Genomic DNA, 25,404 nt, shown 5'->3' on the forward strand with positions numbered 1-25,404 from the left:
AGACTTTTTAAAATTTTTATTATTGATTTTCAATTTTGGTAATGACTGCGTCACCCCAAAGCTCTTCTATATCATAGTACTCACGTACCTGCTTCTGAAATATATGAACCACCACTGAAACGTAATCTACCAATACCCACATTGCATTTTCAGTACCTTCTACATGCCAAGGTCTGTCCTGCAGTTCGTTTCTTACTTTTTTCTCAACACTTCCTGCCAATGCAGCTACCTGTGTATTTGAGTTTCCGCTACATATCACGAACGTTTCTGCTACGGAGTTTTCGATGTTGGAAAGATCGAAGATCATAATGTCTTCTCCTTTTACATCCTGGATAGCTTCAACGATTTTATCTATTAACGCTTGTTTTTCTGCTGTTTTATTCATTAAAAAAATACTATAATCTGCAAATTTATTGTTTTTTCTTTACTTTAACCTTACTTTTACCCTCTTAATGTCTTAAAGTTTTCTTAAATGAGCCAACTCTTCTATCTGAAAGAATGTTCTTCTACTAATGACGAAATATCAAAGTTTTTACTTTACGAAAATTCAGATTTTATCGGACTGCATACTTTTAATCAAACTAAAGGTCGTGGTCAGTATGGAAATGTCTGGACTCAAACTGCCGGAAAAAACCTGGCTTACACGCTGGCAGTCAATACTCAGAACATCTTGTGCTCTGACTTTATATTCAATTATTATACCGCAATGGTTATCCGGGATTTCCTTGCCAAATTGTCTGAATCAGAGGTAAAAATCAAATGGCCGAATGATATTATCCTTAAAGGTAAAAAAATCGTTGGAATTTTAATAGAAAAGAAAAAAATTAATCAAAATAATTATTTTATCATAGGAGCCGGAATTAATATTCTTCAGGACAAATTTGATGAAATATCCAATGCAGGATCACTCCTGACGCAGACAGGCATCCCATTCGACCTGGAAGAAGTTTCATTAAATCTTCATGAATATGTGTCTGAGAAGCTTAAAAACATTCCTTCTGATCAGGAAATTCTGGATGGATTCAATGCAAACCTTTTCAGAAAAGACCAGATCTCTGTCTTTGAAATTGAAAAACAGCGCCAAAATGGCATCATCCGAAATGCAGACGAAAAGGGTGAACTCTGGATCGAACTGGAAGACGGAATGCGTTCTTTTTATCACAAAGAAGTAAAATTGCTTTACTGATTGGCTCTTTTGATATACAGATAAAGGGTAAGCGGCAAAAACACCATATTTGGCAGCCACATGGCTACTGCAGGAGACAAACTTTTATTTTCTGAAACTACTTTCAAAGCCTCAAAAGAAAACACAAAGATAAAGGCCAATGAGATTCCTATTGCCAGGTTGATCCCCAATCCTCCTCTTTTCTTTTGTGATGAAAGAGAAAGTGCCAGGAATGTCAGAATAATGATAGAAACAGGCATTGATGTTCTTTGATGAAGCTCATTCAGATAAGAATTCAGGTTACTGTTTCCTCTTGCCTTTTCCCTTTCAATGAATTTCAGAAGCTCGGGCGTTGTTTTATTTTGACCCAAAAGTTCATTAGGGAAAAGTTCTTCCGGAGAGTGCCCGTAGTTTTTCCTTAATTCTATTCCGTTACCGAGTTTTTCGGTATTGTCTTTATTGATTGTTTTTTCCAGATAATTATTGAGAACAAACTGTTTTTTGGCTTTATCCCAATACACTTCGCTTGCTTTCAGCTCGTAGGTCATTTTTCTGTCTTTATCATATTTCTGATAAACGAAACTTGATCCTCTTTTTTCTCTTTTATTCCAGGAATCAACGAAGATATATTCTGTTTTGCTTAGCTGTGAAGAGGCTGGAGCAGTTCCTAAAATCTTTTCTTTATTGGCGGCATTATAGGTATAAGCCTCCAGTTCATTTTTCTTGATATTCGCCCATGGAAGAACCATATGATACACCACAAGGGCTATCAAACCAATAAAAATGGAGGTTACCAAATAGGGTTTTGAAAACCTGTAAAAACTGGCTCCACTACTGATAATGGCTACAATTTCAGTGTTATTTGCCATCCTGGAGGTAAAATAAATTACTGAAATAAACACCAGAATGGAAAGGAAAGTCACCACAAGATTAATAATCCAGAAGGGATAAAAATGTACCAGGAAATACATCAGATCCAGCTTCGGATCAATGGCCTTGGCATTTTCTATCCTTGGAATCTTTTGCTGAACATCGATTACCAATACGACTATAGACAATAATACCAGCATGAAACTGAAAGTTCCAAGGTATTTTTTTATGATATATCTGTCTACAATTTTAAGCATAATCTCTTATAGTCTTTGTCTAAGAACCGGCACTATGGAGTTTTTCCATTCGTAGAAATCTCCGGCAATAATATGTTCTCTGGCTACTTTCACCAGATCCAGATAGAATGCAAGATTATGAATCGAAGCAATCTGTTTTGCCAGATATTCTTTAGATACAAACAGGTGGCGAAGATACGCTTTTGAATATTCACGATCTACAAAACTGGTTCCAAATTCATCCAAAGGCGAAAAGTCACGCTTCCATTTTTCATTTTTAAGGTTCATCACCCCCTGCCATGTGAAGAGCATTGCATTTCTTGCATTTCTTGTTGGCATTACACAATCCATCATATCAATTCCTAATCCGATAGATTCAAGGATATTCCATGGAGTTCCTACTCCCATCAGATATCTTGGTTTTTCTTTTGGAAGGATATCTGTCACTTCATCTGTAATTCTGTACATTTCTTCTTCAGGCTCTCCAACGGAAAGTCCACCGATGGCATTTCCTTCGGCACCTGCTTCAGAAATAACTTCTGCAGAAATTTTTCTAAGGTCAGAATAAGTAGAGCCCTGAACAATTGGGAAAAGTCTTTGCTTATACCCATACAGTTCAGGATTATCATTTGTCCATTCAATACATCTTTTCAGCCAACGGTGCGTAAGCTCCATAGATGATTTTGCCTGGTTATAATCACAAGGATAAGGAGTACATTCATCAAAAGCCATGAAAATATCGGCTCCGATCTGTCTTTGAATCTCCATTGATCTTTCCGGGGAGAACATGTGGTAACTTCCGTCGATATGAGATTTGAATCTCGCTCCTTCTTCTGTCATTTTTCTGTTACTCGCCAGTGAAAATACCTGAAAGCCTCCTGAATCGGTAAGAATAGGAAGATCCCAGTTCATGAATTTATGTAAACCACCTGCATCCTGCATTGTCTCCATACCCGGACGAAGGTAAAGGTGGTAAGTATTCCCCAGAATAATCTGCGCTTTAATGTCTTCTTTTAATTCTCTCTGATGAACTGTTTTTACACTTGCTACAGTTCCCACAGGCATAAAAATAGGAGTTTGAATCTTCCCGTGATCTGTGGTAATTTCCCCTGCTCTTGCTTTTCCTTCAGAGGTTTTTTCTATATTAAAAAATTTCATCTTTCTACTTTTTTAATTCACCTTGTTATCAGTGATTTCTTACAGGTTAGAAACTCCGGCCGCGCTTTACCTCACCAAAGAGGGTACCACCCCGTTCTGTTTCAGTTTATCCTTTATGTATTTATCTGCTTTGGGATCTTTTTTCAGCAGTATTTGCTGTGCATCATTGGTAATCCCATCCATTTCTTCTTTGATCACATAGTATTTGAAACTTTCTACAAAGTCTTCAGATTTCACTTTATGTGATTTCAGGACAGCTCTTGTACCGGCTTCCATATTTTTGTCAGGATATACAAAGATCGCCTGATCATTGATCGCAAGATCTGCAATGATTTCCGCCATTATATCTTTATCGATCAGATTTTTAGGCTTATCGATATAATCGCTGCACGAAAGCATGCCCAGCAAAACGAAAATAAAGATCAGCTTTTTCATCAGTTAATTTTTTTATTTTTTATGACCTTATGGAACTTCACATACACTTCTTCTGTCAGAAAAATATTTATGCTGCGTCTCATAGTCTATTGATGATTGATTTCCACTTTAAGTTTAATACTCCAAAAACCGCTTCATGAATAATTCCACCGTTCATTTTGCTTTCTCCTAAAATTCTGTTGGTAAATATAATAGGAACCTCCACAATTCTGAAGCCTTTCTTGAATGCTCTGAATTTCATTTCTATCTGAAACCCATACCCCTTTAATCTTACATTATCCAACCCTATTTCTTCCAGTACTTTTCTTGAAAAACAGACAAATCCTGCTGTAGTATCATGAATCGGAAGACCTAATACAAATCTTACGTATTTTGATGCAAAATAAGAAAGCAGTACTCTTCCCATGGGCCAGTTGACCACATTCACTCCTTTTGAGTATCGGGAACCTATAGCCATATCTGCATTTCTGCATGCTTCAAACAGCTTCGGCAGATCATTAGGATTATGGGAAAAATCGGCATCCATCTCAAAAATATAATCGTATTTATTTTCAATAGCCCATTTAAATCCATGAATATATGCCTTTCCCAACCCGTCTTTTACATGTCTTATGGACAGATGTAAATAGTGCGGATGTTTCTTCTGCAGTTCTTTTACAACCTCTGCTGTTCCGTCCGGGGAAGTATCATCCACAACTAAGATATGAAAGTCGTCCTCCAATGCAAAAACCGCGGAAATAATATTTTCAATATTTTCCTTTTCGTTGTATGTGGGGATAATGACGAGTTTTTTCATTTCAGTTTGCAAAGATAGTTTATTTAACCTTTTTATTTTATACAAAATAATCTATAATTTTGCAAAAATATTTCTCGGGGATTAAGCGGATGAAACAGAAACTTTTATTCAACAGATCTGGACAATACGTAAAATCGATGAGAGCAAATATTTTAACTGCGGATACATGAAACAGGTGACAGGAAAATCTGTGCCGGATTGTGCTATCAGAAGTTAAATAATAAATAATAAAAACTTAAATTTTGCCATCATCACAACACTTCATCAATCACGTAAGAATACCTGAGAATAATGACTGGGTAATCTTTATCCTCGTGGGCTGTATATTTTTATATGTTTTTATGATGAACGTCATAGAAAGGGATGCCAGTCTCAGGGATTTTCTGCTTCAAAAGTATTTTGATGCCAGCAACAACCTTCCCAGCTGGATCATCACTTCTTGTGTGACGACCCTCACCCTATCTGTTCTGATCTCACAGTATATTCCTGTTGTACCGAAATATATTGCCGATCTTCAGCTTTTTGGGTATCAGCTTAATAAATTCGGGTATACTTTGCTGGCTGTGCTGTTTTTTTATTTAATAAAATCAACATTTGGTTTTTTATTTTATCAAAGTATAGGGGATGGAAAAAAATGGACTATTTTTTATTTTACCTCCACAAAATTTTATTTTATCCTTACATTTTTGTTAATAATTCTTTGTGTAGCCCATTATTACTTCCCTATAGACAGAAATAAAATGTTCTTGTATTATTTGTGTTTCTTTTCTTTTGTATTCATTTTCAAAGTTTTTTTCTATTTATTTCACAAGAACAAGATTCTTCCCGAAAAATGGTATTATAAATTTTTGTATATTTGCACCCTCCAAATCGCACCATTATTATTGCTTTGGAAGTTGTTATTTTTTTAATAAATGTCAATGATGAGAATAAAGTCTATATTGGTTTCTCAACCAGCGCCTAGTGAGTCTTCTCCATATTTGGATATAGCGAAGAAGGAAAAAATAAAGATTGATTTCCGTCCATTTATCCACGTCGAAGGGGTTGACAATAAAGAGCTCAGAACACAGAAAATAGATCTGACGCAGTATACCGGTATTATTTTTACCAGTAAAAATGCGATTGACCATTACTTCAGACTTGCGGAAGAACTTCGTTTTGCCGTTCCGGATACAATGAGATATATCTGCCAGTCGGAAGCAATTGCCAACTACCTTCAAAAGCATATTGTGTACAGAAAAAGAAAAATCAGCTTTGGGGAGAAAAATTTCTCAGACCTGCTTCCTCTTTTCAAAAAATTCCCAACTGAAAAATATCTGTTGCCATCTTCAGATGTTTTAAGTCCGGATATTGTGAAAACTATGGATGCATCTAATGCAGACTGGACAAGAGCAATCATGTACCGTACGGTATGCAGCGACCTTACCGATATCAACATTAAAGATTATGATATGTTGATCTTCTTCAGTCCGCAGGGAATCAAATCTCTACAACAAAATTTCCCTGACTTCAAGCAGGATGAAACCAAGATCGGAGTTTTCGGAAACACGACATTGGCTGCTGCAGAAGAAGCTGGATTAACAGTAGATTTAATGGCACCTACGAAGGAGACTCCTTCCATGACAATGGCCCTTGAAAAGTATATTAAAGCACTTCATAAATAGTCTTTAATTATAAAAATACCATCAACCATCTTTTCAATAAAGGAAAGATGGTTTTTTTTTACCTAAATTTGAACGAAAATTAACATTGAATGAGACGTCTGCATAAATTGCTTACTTTCAGAAGGAAAGTCTAAAGACAAACTCTGTTCAATAAAAAATCAAAATATCCGGATGAAAGCTCCACAGGCAAAAAAAATAGAAAAAATAATAGAAACCCACGGCGATAAAAGGATCGATAATTACTTTTGGCTGAATGAAAGGGAAAACCCTGAAGTCATCAAATATATTGAGGAAGAAAATGCCTACGAAGAATTCATCATGAAAGACACAGAAGCTCTTCAGGAAGAGCTTTTTGAAGAGATGAAAGCCCGTTATAAAAAGGATGATGAATCTCTGCCATATTTCTTTAATGAATACTGGTATATTGTACGCTATGAGGAAGGCAAGGAGTATCCTATTTTCTGCAGAAAGCACAAAAGCCTTGACAACGAGGAAGAAATTGTGCTTGACGTTAATATGTTGGCGGAAGGCAAAGAATTTTTTGAAGTAGGAAGTGTAGCCGTAAGCCCTGGTAATGAACTGGCTTCTTTTTCTTCTGATGACGTAGGAAGAAGAATTTATACGCTTAATTTTAAAAATTTAAAAACCGGAGAAATCCTTCCGGACACTATTCCAAATACAACAGGAAAAGCAGTTTGGGCAAATGACAACCAGCATGTTTTTTACATTAGAAAAGACAAGAGTCTCCGTGCTTTTCAGGTATACAGACATCAATTAGGAACTGATTCTTCGGAAGATGTCCTGATTTTCCATGAAAAGGATGATACTTTTGACGTCAATGTATTTAAGACAAAATCTTTACAATATATTTTTATTGCAAGTTCAAGCACTATTTCTGATGAACACCGCTTCATCCCTTCTGACAATGTATTTGCAGAATGGACAGTAATACAGCCAAGAATAGACGATCTTGAATATTCAGTAGAGCATTACGAAGATGAATTCTACATCATTACCAATGCTGATGATGCCATCAACTTTAAAATTGTAAAAGCAAAGATTGATAATTGTGGTATGGAAAACTGGGTAGATGTTATTCCACACCGCGCGGAAGTTTTGTTAGAGGGCTTTGAAATTTTCAAAGATTATCTGGTTCTTGAGGAAAGAGAAAGAGGACTGCTTCAGATCAAAATTATTGATGAGAAGACGCAGGAATCTTATTATTTACCATTCTCCGATCCTACTTATACAGCTTATATCGGAATTAATCTGGAATTTGATACAGAAATTTTACGTTACGGTTATACCTCTCTTACACAACCTAGTTCTACGTATGAGTATAATATGAAAGACAAAACCACAAAACTTCTGAAACAACAGGAAGTGCTGGGTGGAAAATTTGTTCCTGAAAATTATATTTCAGAAAGAATATGGGCAGATTCGAGGGATGGAAAGACCAAAGTTCCTATTTCATTAGTCTACCATAAAGACACTAAAAAATCAGCTGACACTCCACTTCTTCTGTATGGATATGGAAGTTATGGGCATACGGTTGACGCCAGCTTTTCCAATGTAAGATTATCTATTCTTGACAGAGGCTTTATTTATGCTATTGCTCACATCCGTGGTGGAGAGTATTTGGGAAGAGAATGGTATGAGGACGGGAAAATGTTATTCAAGAAAAATACATTCTTTGATTTTATAGATGCAGGGAAACATTTAATCAAAGAAAACTATACTTCATCGAGACATATGTATGCGATGGGAGGAAGTGCCGGAGGTCTGTTGGTAGGTGCTGTGGTCAATTACGAACCTCAGTTATTCAACGGAATTGTGGCACAGGTTCCTTTCGTAGACGTTGTTTCCACAATGCTGGATGATACGATTCCTTTGACTACCGGAGAATATGATGAATGGGGAAATCCAAATGATGAAGAATACTACCATTATATGAAAGACTATTCTCCATATGATAATGTAGAAGCTAAAGATTATCCACATATGCTGATCACAACAGGATTCCACGATTCACAGGTGCAGTATTGGGAACCTGCCAAATGGACGGCAAAACTTAGAGAACTAAAGACAGACAATAATATTTTAGTCTTTAAAACCGACATGAGTTCCGGACACGGAGGAGCAAGCGGAAGATTTGAATCTCTGAAAGAAGACGCATTAGAGTATGCATTTCTGTTGAAAATAAATGATAATTCATAAATGATCAATGATGGATAGCCCTGATTATAACACAATTTTTGCTTCTAAAACAAAGCAGCTAGCCGTCACTATTATTAAGGAATTATCTAAACAGCCCTATAACGAAGCGTTTTCAGTTATCAGAAAGCAAATATACAGATCTTCTACTTCCATGGCAGCCAATTACAGAGCCATGTGTAGAGCAAGATCAAAAGCTGAAAGATTTTCTAAAATATCTATAGTGATAGAGGAAACTGATGAAACTTTATTTTGGCTTGAAATGTTGGAAGAACTGGAATATGTTCAAAAAACAATTTTAACAGATATAAAAACAAACACTGAAGAAATACTGAAAGTAACTTCTTCGTACAGAAAAATGCTAAAGGAATGACTTTATCATTTATCAATCATCACTTATTATTTATCAAATTATGATCAACGAGTCCGAATATTGGAAAAAAATAGAACAGTTCTTCGAAGACAATTTCCAGACAGAGAAGAACCCGCCCATTGAAACCCTTTTATTTTTGATCGGGTTGCAGGAATTGGGAAGCGGCCAGCAGAAATATACTAAAGAAGACAAGGTAAACCTGATTCATATTGCTGTGTGCAGACTGCTTGAGCCTTTTGGCTATTATAAATTCACACACTATGAAGACGGATGGCCTCAGTTTGACAAACTCGAAGACCTTCCGGAATTAAAGCCCAATGAGCAGAGCTTGCTTATGAAAAAGGCGATCATTCACTACTTCCAGGAAGAAGAACTTTTGTAAAAGCTGGAAAAAAGAAGCAAGAAGTTAATAACTTCCGATAAATAAGAAGAGGGTTTTCCGTGGAAAACCCTCTTCTTTATAAATAACTGTATTCTATATATTTTCAAATTTTATCCAATCAGTTCTTCAAGTTGACTGAGTCCCATAGTAAAGCCTTCTTCAAACCCCATATCCAATATTTTCTTCATAACATCCTGGGAATGGTAATGGATATTGATCGTCACTTTGGTTCCCTCTTCTACTCCGGTAAAGCCAAGCAGCCATTTTGATCTTGGAAAATCTTCATTGATATTTCCTTTTTCATCGCAAAAAGCACTCATCCAGTCAAGACTTCTGTGTTCCGTAATTTCGCCATACTGAGACTGCGCATACATAGGCCCTTTTTCACCGTTTGGCCCTACCATTGCGTACATCCAGATTCCACCTTCTCTGAAATCCTGTTTTACCGTTTCACACCTCCAGGGTTTAGGTCCCCACCATTGATCCAGTAATTCGGATTTGGTAAAATGATCCCATACTGTTGAAACATCAGCCTTATAGATTTTCATGACATAAATAGAGGCTGCATCAAAATCTTTGTTGAAAATGATATTAGATTCCATATATTTTTATTTTTAATAAAGTTAGCACTTTATTTATTGAAAGGGACTTTTCATATGACAAGTAAAAGATAATTCATAAATAATTGTTAAAAAACACTCTTTTAAGAAAAATAAAACAATTATTTGGCTCGTTTTTTGTTTATGAAGTCTTAAAACAATTAATTTTAACATTCATTTTTCCAAAACATATATAATTAAATAATGAATAACAAATTCATCCCAATAATTTCAGTGTTTATGACAATCTCACTGATTGTCTTTGTGACGCTTCAATTTTATTGGTTGAAAGGCTACTACGGTGTACTGGAACAGGATTTTTCAAATAAAGTGTATGCAGTTTTGGAAAGTACTTCAAAAAGTATTGAAGAGATTGAAGCCGACAAATACCTGAATCAGGATTATAAGGATTTTAGAAAAAATATTCTTGCGAACAGCAAACAGCCTTCTTTAACGACTATTCAACAGGTCGAAGATTCCGGTACTCAGAGACAGATTATTTACTCCAAAAATATTATTGAAAAAACGCAGCTTCCGATTTCTCAAAAAGGAGATTCTATCAAGCTGACAACATTATATACTGACGAGGCAGCCTATAAAATAAAAAGAGATACCACCAATCGTGAACTTCTTACTACAGATATCAATCAGGAAATTGAAACCGGAGATTACTCGATGAAAGAATTTGTGAAAGTATATGGCAATAATCTTCCTATCACCAAAAGAGTGGATCCAAAAACGCTTGATTCCGTGATTGCTAAGGAACTTAAAATAAGAGGAATATCTGCCAAGTTCGGATATGGAGTTCTTGACCGCAATAACAAGCTTACAAGCATTGTGAATAAAGCTTACAAAGAGAAAAAAGACAGTAACATCTACAGCTTTCCACTTTTTGCAGATAAAAAAAACACCCTGTACAGTCTCGCATTGGTTTTTCCTAAAAAAGAATACTCACTGGCGATGAATAACTGGCCAATGCTTTTAGGAACATTTCTTTCCCTTCTTACGATTCTTGGAATTTATATTATTTCCATCAATTATATGATGAGGCAGAAAAAGCTTGCTGAGGTAAAAACAGACTTCATCAATAACATGTCTCATGAGTTCAAAACACCACTGGCAACCATTTCTGTAGCAACAGATTCTTTGGCAAATGACAAAATTGCCACCAATCCGGATAAGGTAAAATATTACTCGGAACTGATCAAGCAGGAGAATTTAAGGATGAAAAAGCAGGTGGAAAACGTGCTTAACATGTCCAAACTTGAAAGAAATGAAGTAGAACTGTTTTTAAAAGAAACCAATGTAAGGGAATTGATCAAAAGGACTACAGAATCTTTCAATCTGATTGTACAGCAAAGAAACGGTTCGCTTACCCAGAAATTCAATGCCACCCATTATAATTTTAAAATAGACGAATTCCACATTTCAAACATGCTGGTCAACTTACTGGATAATGCCAATAAATATTCTCCTGAAGCACCGGAAATACATGTGGAAACAAGAAATGAAGGACACTGGTATATCATTGAAATTTCCGATAAGGGAATGGGAATGGATACTCAGAATAAAACCAAAATTTTCGAAAAATTCTTCAGGGAAGAAACCGGAAATATTCACAACGTAAAAGGACAGGGATTAGGCCTTTCCTATGTAAAGAAAATTGTAGAACTGCACAAAGGACAGATTATCGTAGACTCTCATAAAGGAAATGGAAGTACGTTCACGATAAAACTGCCAATGAGTTAGAAAAATAAATGATAGATGATAAGCGATAAATGATAAAAAGATCTCTTTCATATCAACCATCATTTATCATTCATCAATTATAGAGTTTAAACCAAATATCAAAATATAGAAGATAGAGTGAGGAAGTTCATTCTTAATTGTTAATTATTAATTATTAAAAGTTATGAGCAACAGAATATTATTAGTAGAGGACGATCAGAGTTTCGGGGCGGTGCTTAAAGATTATTTAACCATCAATAATTTTGAAGTAACACTGGCCACTGATGGGGAGCAGGGACTTAAAGAATTTACAGAAAATGAATTCGACATCTGCATATTTGACGTAATGATGCCTAAAAAAGACGGATTTTCATTGGCAGAAGATGTAAAAAAGATTGATAAAAATACACCGATCATATTCCTTACAGCAAGAAATATGAGAGAAGATATTTTGAAAGGATACCAGCTGGGAGCTGATGATTATATCACAAAACCTTTCGATACTGAGCTTCTTTTATACAAAATCAAGGCTATTCTGCAGAGAAGTTCTACATTGGAAAATGAAGAGCAGGAGCAGTTTAAGATCAGCAATATTTTCTTTGACTCTATGCTGAGACAGTTGAAAGTAGGTGATAAAGAATACAAACTTTCTCCTAAAGAAAATGAATTACTGAAGCTTCTGTGTATCCACAGAAACGATTTCATGCCTAGAGATCTTGCTTTAAGAAAAATCTGGAAAAAAGAAAATTACTTTACAGCAAGAAGTATGGACGTATATATTGCAAAACTTCGTAAATTATTAAAAGACGACGAAGGATTGGAAATCATCAACGTTCACGGAGAAGGATTTAGACTTTTGGTAAAAAATTAATCCAAAAATCAAATTATAAGTATAAAATTAGCAAAACAATTGAAAATGTTTTGCTAATTTTGTTTCATACCCATGGATATGAAGAATACATTTATAGGTTTGATCGCCGTATCACTATTAGCTGCATCTTGCAAAAAAGATGAAAAAGCAACTTATTTAAAAGAAGAAGCCAATGCCGGGCAGCCCAGCGTTGCTCTTAATACAACTTCAAAAACAGCATTAATGGACCAAGCAGGTATTCCATCTGCGTCTACTCCTGCACCAATAGCTACTGCCCCAGGTATGAATCCTCCACACGGACAACCTGGCCACCGATGCGACATTCCGGTAGGGCAACCGCTGAACAGCAAGCCCGCTGTTGCAGCTTCTGCTTCACAAAATATAAATACAAACGGAAATAATATTGTTCAGATTGATCCTAATGCGGTATCACCGGGAAAAATCACTCTTGATACTAACGGAAAACAGGTAAAAACAGCTCCGGGGATGAACCCTCCACACGGACAGCCCGGACACCGGTGTGATATTCCTGTAGGGCAACCGCTAAACAGCAAACCCGCGCCAGCTCCTCAACCGGCTCAAAATGTAGTACAGACAGCTCCTGCCCCAGCACCGGCAACACAGAATCTGGCTATGGGAGAAAAACCCAAGCTAAACCCTGCACACGGAGAACCTTGGCACAGCTGTTCTCTAAAAGTTGGTGATCCTTTGCCATAAATTTCTTATTTTTGCAGATATGAAGCTGTTTCACCTACTTGCAATTGTATTTTGCCTGGGAGTTTTTTTAATTCCCAAGGACAATTTCTATGCGCAGGCAATGCAGGAAACATGCTGTAAAGCAGAATCTTCTAAAAAAACGGACTGCTGCAAAAACCATTCTTCAAAAAAAGACAGCAAACATGACAAAACAAAATCATGTAATGATGACTGCTGCTCATCATGTGTTGCCTGCTATACTTTTATTGAAACTCCTTTCTCAAAAAATCTACGTCTGGAACTGTCTTATTACAAAGCGAATAAGAATGCTCAGTTCCGATATTCAGATCCTTATCTTTCAGACCGTTTAAAGGAAATCTGGCAACCGCCAAAGATAGGTTAATTAAAATACCATGGGTTCATTATGCTCTGTAATGGACTGATTTTTAATTAATTTAAACTTTTAAACAAAATGAAATTACCAATTTCCAGGTTGATACTTGGTGCATTATTCTTATTTACACAATTTATATCTGCTCAGACACTTTCAAAAAATCAGTTCAAGGTAAAAGGGAACTGCGAAATGTGCAAAACCAGAATTGAAAGTGCTGCCAAAAAAGCAGGGGCAAAAACAGCTGTCTACTCTGTTGATCTTCAAACTTTAACGTTAGAAACAGACAAGGTATCTGCAGATGATATTCTGCAAAAAGTGGCTGAAGCAGGCCATGATAATGAAAAATTCAAGGCTCCGGATACTGTTTACAATAGTCTTCCGGGATGTTGTCTGTATAACAGAGATCTACAGCCATCTCAGGCGGAAACCCATCACGAACATCATGCAAACACCAATGCTTTTGATAAAAAAGAAAATGAATTTTATGTTAGGGGAAACTGTGCTTCCTGTAAGGCAAGAATTGAAGAGGCTTCAAAAAGTGCAGGTGCAGATACCGCAGAATGGAATGCAGAAAAGCAAACCGTTACTTTAAATTTTGACCCGTCAAAAACTTCGGCTGATAAGATTTTAAAAGCGATTGCCGATGCTGGTCATGATAATGAAAAATATAAAACCTCGGATGCAACATACAACGCCCTTCCTGGATGCTGCCTGTATGACAGAGATTTTACTTTTGGTGAAGCCAATCCAAAGGTACATTACCAAGAAGAAACAAAGCCAGGAGATCATAAAGACCACGAGACTTCACCTGCTAAAGAAGACCATTCCCAACATGAAAAAAACATTGATGGTGTAGTGGTAACAGGTTCTAAAGCAGCAACTTCTTTAAGCAAGAAAGAAGCTGGCCTTGTTTTTAATATTGATAAAAAAGAGCTTTTAAAGGCAGCTTGTTGTAATCTGTCTGAAAGTTTTGAGACCAATGCAACGGTAGATGTTTCTTTCAGTAATGCCGTTACCGGAACAAAACAGCTGAAAATGCTCGGTCTGGATCAGAAATATACAAGCTTAACGAAAGAACAATTGCCCGAAATCAGAGGTTTAGCTTCTGCTTATGGATTAAATTTCATTCCGGGAAGATGGATCGAAAGTATCCAGCTTACTAAGGGAGGAAGCACCGTTACAAATGGTTACGAAAGCATCACAGGCCAGATTAATACTGAACTTTTGAAGAATGCAAAAACTCCGGAAACTTCGTTGAACCTTTTTTCTGACTTCAACGGAAGAGCGGAAGTGAATATTACCAATGTTTCTCCCATCAATGATAAATGGTCTCAGACTTTCCTTCTTCACGGGAACGGAACTTTCGGGAATACGGATATGAATAATGACGGTTTTCTGGACAGACCGAAGGGAACTCAGATCAATGCCGCTTATTTGTTGAATTATAATGACCTTGAAAAATCAGGATTCGGATCTCACTTCGGAATTAATTTTATCAGAGATGAGAGAACAGCAGGGCAAATTGGTTTTGATAAAAAACTGGCTCAGGACAAACAGCCTTTTTATGGAGTAGGAATTGATATTTCAAGATTTCAGGTTTGGAATAAGACCGGATATGTTTTTAAAGGAAAACCTTACCAGAGTATCGGGTGGATGAACCAGTATGTGTATCACCAGCAGGATAGTTTCTTCGGACTGAGAAATTATGCTGGGCAGCAGCACACGTATTATTCCAATTTAATCTTTGAAAGCATTATCGGGAATACCAATCATAAGTACAAAGCCGGAGCAAGTTTTTTATATGACGGTTATAAGGAAACCTATTTATTAAACGACCTGAAAAGAAATGAAATTGTACCGGGAATCTTTGCTGAGTATACTTTAACCGGTTTAAAATATACTTTAGTAGCAGGAACCAGAGTGGATTTCCATAATCTGGCAGGAACTCAGTTTACACCAAGGCTAAATTTCAAGTATGATTTCACGCCTCAGACTATTTTAAGACTTTCAGCAGGAAGAGGGTTCAGAACAGCGAATGTATTTGCGGAAAGCCAACAGTATTTTGCATCGAACAGAGCCATTAACATTTTATCCAACGGAGGAAATATTTACGGTCTAAAACCTGAAATTGCCTGGAATTACGGTGCAAGTTTACAACAGGAATTCAAATTATTCGGAAGAAAATCCAGCATCATTGCTGATTTCTTCAGAACAGATTTCCAGGATCAGGTGTTGGTGGATCTTGACAAATCTCCTCAGCAGCTGACATTCTATAATCTGGAAGGAAAATCTTTTGCAAACTCATTCCAGACTCAGTGGGATTTCACTCCTTTCAAAAACTTTGATGTAAGACTTGCTTATAAGTATTATGATGTACAGGCAGATTATATTGGCGGAAGAAGAGAAGTACCTTTCATGGCGAAGCACAGAGGATTTGTGAATTTAGCCTATTCTACCAATAAAAATAACAATGGAGGATTCTGGAGTTTTGATACGACATTAAACTGGGTAGGAAAACAGAGACTTCCTGATACTTCAGGTAATCCGGCAGAATTTCAGTTACCAACATATTCTGAATCTTATGCAGTTCTTAATGCTCAGATTTCAAGAAACTTCAATAAAAAGATCAGAGCTTACGTAGGTGGAGAAAACCTTACTTCTTATTATCAGAAAAATGCGATTGTTGATTTTAAAAATCCTTTCGGGAATTATTTTGACGGAGGAATGGTGTATGCCCCGATCATGAAGGCGAACTTCTATGTGGGACTGGATGTGACGTTTTAAATCCCTGAATAGAAGAAACAAAGTCTTATAGGCTTATGCAACCAATAAAGTTCACATCAGATCTTTTAAATAGTAGAAAACAGTATCAATCTGATACTGTTTTTTCATTTTTATTAAAAAAAAATCATCATCAAATCAAAAAAATACTATATTTACACTTTCTTATATGTATGAACATACCCAATCAGGATTTTACAATTGATCATAACAGCAAACTCCCTCTGCATGTACAAGTAGAGGAGCTTTTTCGTAAACTTATCCAAATGGAAATTTATAAAAAAGGGGCTTTATTACCTAAAGAAGTAGATCTTGCCAATCTGTGGGGAGTGTCCAGGAACACCATCCGTCAGGCGACTAACAAGCTTGAGAATGAAGGTTTGATCCTTCGTAAAAAAGGGATCGGAACCCGTGTTGCTGAAAAGAAAAGTCTGGTAACAGGTCTGGATCATTGGTACAGCTTTACGAGGGAAATGCAGGAAAAAGGAATCCATGTCATCAATCAGTTGCTGAAAACAACTATGGTGCAGCCTAATGAAGAGATATGTAATTTCTTTCTTTGTGCGCCGGATAAAAAAATATTCAAACTTTCAAAGTTAAAGGGAGAAAGCTCAGGAGATCCGATTGTTTATTTTGAAAGCTACTTCCATCCAAGAATCGGGGTTGATAAAAATGATGACTTCAATATGCCGTTATACAGTATGCTGCAGGAAAATCATGGAGTCACCGTACATCGTTCCCGGGAAAATATAAGTGCCTGCCAGGCTGGTTCTGTAATAGGAAAAAAACTGAAAGTATCTGCTTCTTTTCCTGTATTGAAACGTGAGCGTTTTGTATATGACATCAATGGTAAACCAGTAGAATATAATGTAGGGTATTACCGTTCAGATAAGTTTACGTATACCATAGATATTAATAAATCTCCGGGAAGTTAATCCCTTTTTTTAACTATAAATATGTTCAAACATTCTAACATATAATTATAAAAACTAAGCTTATGTATAACAGGTATTTTCTTTTGCTTGTATCTTTCCTGATAAGCAATATTGCAAATGGTCAGAAAAAAGTGCCCTATTTTGGCAATGTAGAGGTCATTAACGGATATAACCGTGAAATAACAGGTGAAAACATTGATTATTTCTCTGCTTTTCCAGATCATGCTACCCGTGCACTTCTTACCCGTACCACAGATGGCGCCAAAACGATAGAATGGGAAACGGCTCCTGTGCCGCAAAAGAATACCGGTCCTTATATATATTTTAACTGGTTGGTTTCACATTCATCAGGAACCAGTGGAGGAATCCGAAATTTTAATCTGTACATCGATGATCAGAAAGCATTAACCCTCAACACCTACCCTGCCAATCAACGTCCGGATTGGATATCCAAAGCTGCTGACAGTACTGCTTTTGTATTTCACCAAACCAAGGTGGATGGTCTGAAAGATTCTTATGGAATTGCCTACTTACGCGTTCCGGTCAGTAAAATAACTCCGGGGAAACCACTCCGTTTAAAACTGGTAGGACAAGCTCAGAACAGCCGGGACTGGTTTATGACCTATAAATTTACTTTTGAAGAAAAAATAGACGCTGCTTCTACTCCTTTTATCCTGAAAGACGGAAAGCGGCTGATCACTCTTACCACTTTACATTTTGGTCCGGATCAAAAGATAACGGCAACAATCAACGGTAAAGACATTCATTCTTTCACCATGCCGGATGGAATCAAAACGTTTGATATCCCAGTTACCCTGTCATCGGAAGGAGGTTCAGTACAATTGGTAGTGACCTCAGGAAAAAAGGAACTTTTCCGTAAAAATATTGAAGCCGGAAAAGTTGTTCCGCGCACGCTCTATTTTATTCATCATTCTCATACCGATGTAGGATATTCTCATCTGCAGGCCGAGGTAGAAAAAATTCATACCCAAAATATCTACGATGCCATTAAAATGGTTGAAGAGACCAAAAACCTTCCGGAAGAAGCCCGTTTTAAATGGAATGTTGAAGCGCTTTGGGATGTGGAAAATTTTATGAAAAATGCGACTGCAGAGGATAAAAAATCGTTTGTAAAAGCTGTAAAGGAAGGAGGAATCGGTCTTTCTGCCATGTATGGAAATATTTTAACGGGACTGAGCCAGCCGGAAGAATTGTTCCACTACACAGAATATGCTCAAAAACTTGAAAAGGAGTTTGGTTTAAAGATCAACAGTGCGATGATGTCTGATGTACCGGGATTTGCCTGGGCATTGGTTCCTGCTTTAACATCATCCGGAGTAAAATATTTTTCCAGCGGACCTAATTATTTAGGAAAAACAAATCCTTATCTGGGAGACCGTGTAGGAAATTTTGTGAAAAACTGGGGTGATAAACCTGTATGGTGGCAATCTCCTTCCGGAAAAGAAAAAATATTATTCTGGACGGCGGGAAGAGGATATTCTTCATGGCACGGAGTACATCCGGGAGCTGTATTTGAGACCGGACAGAAAAAAATTGCTGAGTATCTGAATGATCTTACCCAAACTAACTATCCGTATGATATGGTACAGTGGCGCTATAATATTGTAGCAGACAACGGCCCGATAGATCCTTCGGTTTCCAGATTTGTAGATGAATGGAATAAAAAATATACTTCGCCTAAGATCATCTTGAGCACAAATGAGAAGATGTTTGAAGTATTTGAAAAGAAATATGGTAATGAGATCCCTGTAGTAAAAGGTGATATCAGTCCTTATTGGGAAGATGGTGCGATGTCCACGGCAAAAGAAGAGGGCATCAACCGGAGCAGCAGCCTGAAATTACAGCAGCTTACTACGCTTTATGCCATGCTGAACCCTGCTCAATATAATCATCAGAATTTTTATGAAGCCTGGAGAAATGTAATTCTGTTCCATGAGCATACATGGGGAGCTTTCAACAGTATTACGGCTCCTGATCTTCCATTCGTGGCAGATCAGTGGAAAGTGAAAAGACAGTTTTCACTTGATGGTAATTCTATTGCAGAAAAATTAGAAAAAGAACTGTTGCAGCCTCTCACCGATTCTTCTTCTAAAACAATTGCTGTTTTCAACACCTCATCATGGACAAGAAGCGGTATGGTCACAATTCCGGAAACGGCTTGGGGAAATGCTGTTCAGGATATTGCAGGAAATAAAATTCCTCTTCAGAAATTGCAGAACGGAACAATGGTATTCTTTGCTAAAGATATTCCTGCATTAGGATCTGCTGTCTATACTGTTATTAAAAATAAAGTGATATCCCAAAAATCTTTTACCGTTACAGATACCGGAATCTCCAATGGAAAAGTGTCTTTGACGTGGGATCTTAAGACAGGAAGTATTGCCCGCTTTACAGATAACAATTCAACAAATTATGCAGGAAGCTTCAATAATCAGGGATTGAACAGTTATTGGTATGTACCGGGATCTGACCCGAAGGAAGCGATATCAAATGCCAATGTACAGGTAAAAGTATTGGAAAATGGTCCTGTGATCGCTAAAGTTTCAATTACATCAGAAGCTCCAGGAGCTAAAAAATTAGAAAGAATCATTACACTGACAGCCGGAAGTGATGAAGTAGTGCTGGAAAATATTGTAGATAAAAAACCTGTCCGGACAAAAGAATCTGTTCATTTTGGCTTTCCTTTCAATTCAGATTTTAAAAATATTACAATAGATGCCGGTTATGGAACGATGAAATATCTTACAGATCAGCTTCCCGGCTCGAATATGGATTACTGGTACAGCCGCCGATGGGTAGATGCCTCTTCCGGACAAAAGGGAATGCAGTGGATGATGCTGGAAACACCATTGATTGAAGCAGCAGAAATGATTGATGAAAGAATGACAATTGACAACAGCCATAAGAAATGGAAAGATCAGGGAACCCCGGGAACGACAAACTGGTTCAGCTATGCGATGAACAACTACTGGCATACCAATTATAAAGCAGATCAGGAAGGTCCCGTGCATTATCATTATACACTACGTCCTCATGCTGCTTTTGATGCCGTAGAAAATGAAAAGTCCGCCACTGCTTTTACACAGCCTCTTATCGCCATTCCTGTCAAAGAAAAAACACCTGCCGGAAAAAGTCTTTTCCGTATGAATAATGACAATATTGTTGTAACAAGTGTTACCCCACAGGAAGATAAGAGTTTCCTTATCAGACTTTACAACCCTTCTGAAAGTGAGCAAACAACTGCTTTTGTATGGGAACAGCTGAAACCTTCAAAGATTATTGAGCTTAAAAGTGGGAAAGTATTATCTCCTGACGAAAAGATTAGTTTATCCGGAATGGATGTAATAGAAATCAGATTAGTTTTTTGATTTTAAATCAGAATTTATATTATTTAAAACATTTAAACCAAAAGCAGATGTCAAAGCCAGTAATTGCTATAGACATGGGTGGAACCAGAATTAAAACAGGAATCATACAAGATGGTACAATCCTATATTCTGCATCCATTGATGCTCATTCCGGTAAAGGTCTCCGGCACAGACTTCCTTTCATACAGGAAACAGTGAAAAACATGTTACATCAACTTGGACTTTCCACCGCTGATATTGCGGGGTTGGGAATAGCTTCTCCGGGTATTGTAGACAGTGTTCAGAAAAAAATTCTTTCTATTGATAAAAAATTCGGAGACGCTCCTGATATTAATCTGAATGAATGGTGTTCAAAGACATTTGACCTGCCTTTTACTCTGGAAAATGATGCCCGTTCTGCATTACTGGGAGAATGGAAATATGGAAATGCCAAAAATTATGAAAATATTGTTTTAATGACATTAGGAACCGGTATTGGAAGCGCTGCCATCATGGAGGGACAATTGCTGAAGGGTAAGCATTTCACAGCCGGCATATTGGGTGGACATTCTGTAATTAATTATACAGGAGATTCCTGCAACTGCGGAAATAAAGGCTGTGTGGAAACTGAAGCTTCTACATGGAATCTTCCGGCAATGGCAAGAACACAAAAAAATTTCACCGAAAGTAAGCTCTCCGCATCACCCGTTATTGATTATGAACTTGTTTTCAGACTCGCTGATGAAGGTGACACTACAGCTTTACATCTACGTGATCAAAGTTTACAAGCATGGTCAGCAGGTGCCATTAACCTCATCCATTCCTATGATCCGGAAGTCCTTGTACTGACGGGTGGAATTATGGCCAGCAGTTCACAGATTATTCCTTATATCAAACAATATATAGACACTCACGCCTGGACTCCCTGGGGAAAGGTACATATCGAAGAAGGCGCATTTCCCGGCACTGCAGCTTTGCTGGGGATTGCACATCTTGTCAATCATTAATAAAAATCAGAATGAAATCAAATTTCAATAAGTTTCCTGTCATTAAAATACAAAACCATACCTGCGTAACAGGCTGGGAAAATATTTTCAGAGAACTCAAAAAAAATACCCCTAAAATAATTATCATTGAATGCTATCCAGGCGTTTTTCTCAAAGAAATCATTAGCTCAGCAAAGGAATTCTTAAATCCCGGATTGATCATTGATACTTCAGAAGCAATGAAACCTGAGGATAATATTGCTGCAATGGTACAGGAATATGTTACAGATGATCCTGTATTCGGTTATATGACTCCGTTAGAACTTGAAGATTATTTTGAAGCTTCAAAAGTATTGGAAATTCAACAAAAAATTGATGAAAATAAGGACTGTACAGTAGTTATAGGCCCTGGAGCAACTTTGATTACCAGCCAGCCTGATCTTTCCATTTATGCTGATATGCCGAGATGGGGAATACAGATGCGCTTCCGAAACAATACGGCCTGTAACCTGGGCAGAACTAATTATACAGATGCTTTTTCTTACCAATACAAACATGCCTATTTTGTAGACTGGCGCGTCTGTGACCGTTATAAAAAAAGAATTCTGAGGACTTGTCATTTTGTTTTGGATACCACCATTCCTCATCAACCCAAAATGATTAGTACCGATGCGCTGTTTGAAGCTCTTCAGCAGACCGTGCAACAGCCTTTCAGAGTGGTTCCTTTCTTTGATCCGGGACCATGGGGCGGACAATGGCTGAAAGAAGTCTGTGATCTGGACAGAAATGCACCCAATTATGCATGGGGCTTCGATTGTGTACCGGAAGAAAACAGTTTGTTATTAGAATTTGGAGATCAGGTTGTGGAAATTCCATCGATCAATCTTGTATTTTTTCAGCCTGATGCCTTACTTGGAAAAGATGTCTATGAAGGGTTTGGGGATGAATTTCCTATTCGTTTTGACTTTCTGGATACCATGGAAGGTGGAAATTTAAGCTTACAGGTACATCCATTGAAAGAATATATCAAAGAAAAGTTCGGAATGTCTTATACCCAGGACGAAAGCTATTATATGCTGGATGCCGGAGACAATGCTTTTGTATATCTTGGACTGAAAGAAAATGTAAATCCCGATCATATGATGAAAGCGCTTACTGCGGCTCAAAATGGCAAGATCCCTTTTGATGCTGAGGAATATGTACAAAAATGGCCTGTCCGCAAACATGATCATGTATCAATACCCGCAGGAACCATACATTGCTCTGGAGCCAATTCTGTAGTGTTGGAAATAAGTGCAACTCCTTATATTTTTACATTTAAGCTCTGGGATTGGGGAAGAATGGGACTGGATGGTAAACCTCGACCGATATCTCTTGACCATGGCAAAAAAGTAATTCAATGGGATCGTACTGCTTCATGGACCCAGCAACATATCCTTAACCTCACAGAACCGATTGCTGAAGGAGAAGGATGGCGGGAAGAACGTACCGGACTGGATGCCGGGTCATTTATTGAAACCCGCAGACATTGGTTTACCCAAAAAGTTCATCATCACACAGAAGGTGTTGTAAATGTTCTGAATCTTGTGGAGGGCCGTGAAGCAATTATTGAGAGCCCGGATAACAGTTTTGAGCCTTATATTATTCATTATGCTGAAACCTTTATTGTTCCGGCTCATGTAGGAGCTTATACCATTACTCCTCATGGTGAAAGCACAGGCAAGGAATGTGCTACGATAAAAGCCAGTGTCCGTACGGAAATGATTGCAGGTAAAGTTTTAAAATAAACGGTATGTCAACAAACACCTCTTCAAATATTATTTATAAATCGACTCTGGTAGCTTCTGTGGGTGGTTTATTGTTCGGCTATGATACTGCTGTGATCTCAGGAGCTATTGGTTTTATGAAGATTTATTACCAGCTTTCTGATGTAATGACTGGCTGGGTAGCTTCCTGTGCTTTACTGGGCTGTATCATCGGAGCCATGTATTCCGGGAAACTCAGTGATCAGGTGGGAAGGAAAAGAGTATTAATGCTTTCTGCCCTGTTATTCATCATTTCTTCTGTAGGAACAGCATTGGCCCCTAACCTCTGGATTTTTGTTATATTCCGGATTATTGGAGGTATGGGAATCGGGATTGCCTCCATGCTCTCTCCGATGTATATTTCAGAAATGGCACCAGCAGCAATTCGGGGACGTTTGATATCCATCTTTCAGCTGGGAATTGTGACAGGCATTCTTGTTATTTATTTTGTGAATGCTTACATCGCCGGTATTCATGATGAAAGCTGGAATATTTCTACGGGATGGCGCTGGATGTTCGGATCAGGAGTTATTCCTTCAATAATCTTTATTCTACTACTACTTAGTGTACCTGAAAGCCCTCGCTGGCTGGCAAAACAGAAACGGAACAATGAAGCATTAGCCATTCTTACACAGATTAATGGAACCCATGCGGCTCAAAAGGAACTGGAATCTATCAGTGAATCCCTGAAAGACGAAACTCCTTTTTCTTTTTCCGAGATAAAAGAACCCCAATTAAAACAGGCTCTTATTATTGGAATTTTGCTCGCTGTATTTTCACAGATCACGGGAATCAATGCGATTATGTATTATGCTCCTGAAATTTTCAAATCAACAGGTGTAGGATCGGATTCTGCCTTTATACAAACCATTCTTGTAGGAGTTATTAATCTGATCTTTACTTTTGTTGCTATAAAATATGTAGACCTCTGGGGCCGGAAAAAACTTCTTCTGCTGGGAATTTCCGGGATGGCTATCTGTCTTTTTATTGTAGGTTTTGCCTTTTATACCCAACAGCAGGGATATCTTGTTCTCATCGCAATTCTTGGTTATATTGCCTGCTTTGCTATGTCATTGGGGCCTTTGACATTTGTTGTTATTGCCGAGATTTTCCCTACAAAAGCCCGTGCTACGGCAATGTCTGTGGCTACATTTTTTCTTTGGCTGGCGGTGTTTCTGGTATCTCAAACCTTTCCCGTGCTTATAGGATCTATCGGGAATGCTTATACATTCTGGATTTATATGATTGTTGCTGTAATTACTTTCCTCTTTATCTGGAAAATGGTTCCGGAAACCAAAGGAAAAACACTGGAAGAGATAGAAAAAACCTGGGAAAAATAAGTACTATTATCTTATTTCCACTTCAATAAAAAAATCCCATTTTAGAGCCCTATGACCTGCTAAAATGGGATTTGTAATATCTGCTTATTCCGGATTATCTTCCAAAATCATCCTGTACTCTTACGATATCATCTTCATCGGAAGGATTGGAGGCATCAGTGTGCTGCCAGATTTCGGCAACGATACCCCAGCCTGCAAGACCGATTAATCTGTGTCTTTCACCCTGCTGAAGTTTTACCTGATCTTTTGGTCCATATTCTCCTAATTCTCCTTCTTCATCAGTATTGCTTCTTTTGATTCCTACAGTTCCTTCCACTACCTGCCAGATTTCGGCTCTTCTGTGGTGATACTGCCAGCTTAATCTTGCTTCCGGAGCCACAATAAGGATTTTCGGGCTTAGCTTCCCTCCTATTCTCAGGCTGTCTACATCAATCCCATCAAAATACTGGTTGGCAAAATCCTGCGCCTGTGTTTCATCAATCACGAAGAATCCTCCCCATGGTCTTGTATCATCTTTTGCTGCAATGTTAAAACCTTGTTTCTGCAGCATGCTTCCCACTTTATCGAATATTTCTTTTTTTTCTGTACTCATACAGTGATATTTTTAA

At 37.6% G+C, this 25,404-nt stretch carries 23 protein-coding genes; 16 read left to right on the plus strand and 7 right to left on the minus strand.

Annotated elements, in window-relative coordinates; all coding sequences use genetic code 11:
• Positions 1-19: 19 nt before the first annotated feature.
• Positions 20-385 carry a ribosome silencing factor gene (rsfS, locus tag FN817_RS06550; protein ID WP_047422250.1) on the minus strand — a complete coding sequence of 122 codons (366 nt, stop codon included), beginning with the start codon at positions 383-385 and terminating at the stop codon, positions 20-22.
• Between the two features lie 87 nt (positions 386-472).
• On the opposite strand from rsfS, the gene FN817_RS06555 reads away from it, so the two are divergent.
• On the plus strand, positions 473-1,186 hold the full coding sequence (locus FN817_RS06555; RefSeq protein ID WP_142717244.1) for a biotin--[acetyl-CoA-carboxylase] ligase: 714 nt from the start codon (positions 473-475) through the stop codon (positions 1,184-1,186).
• Here the strand turns inward: FN817_RS06555 and FN817_RS06560 are convergent.
• From FN817_RS06560 to FN817_RS06575, 4 genes are all read right to left on the minus strand, one after another.
• Positions 1,180-2,292, minus strand: coding sequence for an LptF/LptG family permease (locus FN817_RS06560; protein WP_142717245.1), 1,113 nt, complete (start codon positions 2,290-2,292; stop codon positions 1,180-1,182). The two genes, FN817_RS06555 and FN817_RS06560, sit on opposite strands and share 7 nt — an antisense overlap.
• A gap of 6 nt (positions 2,293-2,298) precedes the next feature.
• Positions 2,299-3,429, minus strand: coding sequence for a tRNA guanosine(34) transglycosylase Tgt (tgt, locus tag FN817_RS06565; RefSeq protein WP_142717246.1), 1,131 nt, complete (start codon positions 3,427-3,429; stop codon positions 2,299-2,301).
• Positions 3,430-3,495: 66 nt separating this feature from the next.
• Positions 3,496-3,864 carry a DUF4296 domain-containing protein gene (locus FN817_RS06570; RefSeq protein ID WP_142717247.1) on the minus strand — a complete coding sequence of 123 codons (369 nt, stop codon included), beginning with the start codon at positions 3,862-3,864 and terminating at the stop codon, positions 3,496-3,498.
• A gap of 79 nt (positions 3,865-3,943) precedes the next feature.
• On the minus strand, positions 3,944-4,660 hold the full coding sequence (locus tag FN817_RS06575) for a polyprenol monophosphomannose synthase (RefSeq protein WP_142717248.1): 717 nt from the start codon (positions 4,658-4,660) through the stop codon (positions 3,944-3,946).
• A gap of 242 nt (positions 4,661-4,902) precedes the next feature.
• Here FN817_RS06575 and FN817_RS06580 point away from each other — a divergent pair, with 242 nt between their 5' ends.
• From FN817_RS06580 to FN817_RS06600, 5 genes are all read left to right on the plus strand, one after another.
• Complete coding sequence (locus tag FN817_RS06580; protein WP_142717249.1) at positions 4,903-5,571, plus strand: DUF4271 domain-containing protein; 669 nt, start codon at positions 4,903-4,905, stop codon at positions 5,569-5,571.
• 12 nt (positions 5,572-5,583) lie between these two features.
• Entirely contained in the window at positions 5,584-6,324 is a 741-nt protein-coding gene (locus FN817_RS06585) for a uroporphyrinogen-III synthase (RefSeq protein WP_047376669.1), read from the plus strand.
• Positions 6,325-6,495: 171 nt separating this feature from the next.
• Complete coding sequence (locus FN817_RS06590) at positions 6,496-8,541, plus strand: S9 family peptidase (protein ID WP_142717250.1); 2,046 nt, start codon at positions 6,496-6,498, stop codon at positions 8,539-8,541.
• 7 nt (positions 8,542-8,548) lie between these two features.
• Positions 8,549-8,911, plus strand: coding sequence for a four helix bundle protein (locus FN817_RS06595; protein WP_228451492.1), 363 nt, complete (start codon positions 8,549-8,551; stop codon positions 8,909-8,911).
• A gap of 40 nt (positions 8,912-8,951) precedes the next feature.
• Complete coding sequence (locus FN817_RS06600; RefSeq protein ID WP_047422243.1) at positions 8,952-9,293, plus strand: hypothetical protein; 342 nt, start codon at positions 8,952-8,954, stop codon at positions 9,291-9,293.
• Positions 9,294-9,403: 110 nt separating this feature from the next.
• On the opposite strand, the gene FN817_RS06605 is transcribed toward FN817_RS06600, so the two are convergent.
• A complete protein-coding gene (locus FN817_RS06605; RefSeq protein ID WP_047422242.1) occupies positions 9,404-9,895 on the minus strand; it encodes an SRPBCC family protein in 492 nt (163 codons plus the stop codon).
• Positions 9,896-10,096: 201 nt separating this feature from the next.
• Here FN817_RS06605 and FN817_RS06610 point away from each other — a divergent pair, with 201 nt between their 5' ends.
• The 10 genes from FN817_RS06610 (at position 10,097) to FN817_RS06655 (ending at position 24,796) form a co-directional block, all read left to right on the plus strand.
• Positions 10,097-11,641 carry a sensor histidine kinase gene (locus FN817_RS06610; RefSeq protein WP_142717251.1) on the plus strand — a complete coding sequence of 515 codons (1,545 nt, stop codon included), beginning with the start codon at positions 10,097-10,099 and terminating at the stop codon, positions 11,639-11,641.
• A gap of 163 nt (positions 11,642-11,804) precedes the next feature.
• A complete protein-coding gene (locus tag FN817_RS06615) occupies positions 11,805-12,491 on the plus strand; it encodes a response regulator transcription factor (protein WP_002982671.1) in 687 nt (228 codons plus the stop codon).
• 78 nt (positions 12,492-12,569) lie between these two features.
• Complete coding sequence (locus FN817_RS06620) at positions 12,570-13,208, plus strand: hypothetical protein (RefSeq protein ID WP_228451493.1); 639 nt, start codon at positions 12,570-12,572, stop codon at positions 13,206-13,208.
• A 19-nt stretch (positions 13,209-13,227) separates the two neighbouring features.
• On the plus strand, positions 13,228-13,590 hold the full coding sequence (locus FN817_RS06625) for a hypothetical protein (RefSeq protein WP_052186342.1): 363 nt from the start codon (positions 13,228-13,230) through the stop codon (positions 13,588-13,590).
• 69 nt (positions 13,591-13,659) lie between these two features.
• A complete protein-coding gene (locus FN817_RS06630) occupies positions 13,660-16,365 on the plus strand; it encodes a TonB-dependent receptor domain-containing protein (RefSeq protein WP_142717253.1) in 2,706 nt (901 codons plus the stop codon).
• 170 nt (positions 16,366-16,535) lie between these two features.
• On the plus strand, positions 16,536-17,297 hold the full coding sequence (locus FN817_RS06635) for a GntR family transcriptional regulator (protein WP_142717254.1): 762 nt from the start codon (positions 16,536-16,538) through the stop codon (positions 17,295-17,297).
• Between the two features lie 62 nt (positions 17,298-17,359).
• Positions 17,360-20,686 carry a glycoside hydrolase family 38 N-terminal domain-containing protein gene (locus FN817_RS06640; protein WP_142717255.1) on the plus strand — a complete coding sequence of 1,109 codons (3,327 nt, stop codon included), beginning with the start codon at positions 17,360-17,362 and terminating at the stop codon, positions 20,684-20,686.
• A gap of 47 nt (positions 20,687-20,733) precedes the next feature.
• Complete coding sequence (locus FN817_RS06645) at positions 20,734-21,672, plus strand: ROK family protein (RefSeq protein ID WP_142717256.1); 939 nt, start codon at positions 20,734-20,736, stop codon at positions 21,670-21,672.
• A gap of 11 nt (positions 21,673-21,683) precedes the next feature.
• Positions 21,684-23,438, plus strand: a complete 1,755-nt coding sequence (locus FN817_RS06650) for a class I mannose-6-phosphate isomerase (RefSeq protein ID WP_142717257.1) — start codon at positions 21,684-21,686, stop codon at positions 23,436-23,438.
• 5 nt (positions 23,439-23,443) lie between these two features.
• Positions 23,444-24,796, plus strand: coding sequence for a sugar porter family MFS transporter (locus FN817_RS06655; protein WP_142717258.1), 1,353 nt, complete (start codon positions 23,444-23,446; stop codon positions 24,794-24,796).
• 94 nt (positions 24,797-24,890) lie between these two features.
• Here FN817_RS06655 and FN817_RS06660 read toward each other — a convergent pair whose 3' ends face one another.
• Positions 24,891-25,388, minus strand: coding sequence for a cupin domain-containing protein (locus tag FN817_RS06660; protein ID WP_142717259.1), 498 nt, complete (start codon positions 25,386-25,388; stop codon positions 24,891-24,893).
• Between the last annotated feature and the right edge of the window lie 16 nt (positions 25,389-25,404).

The organism is Chryseobacterium rhizoplanae (assembly GCF_900182655.1).
Classification (GTDB): Bacteria; Bacteroidota; Bacteroidia; order Flavobacteriales; family Weeksellaceae; genus Chryseobacterium; species Chryseobacterium rhizoplanae.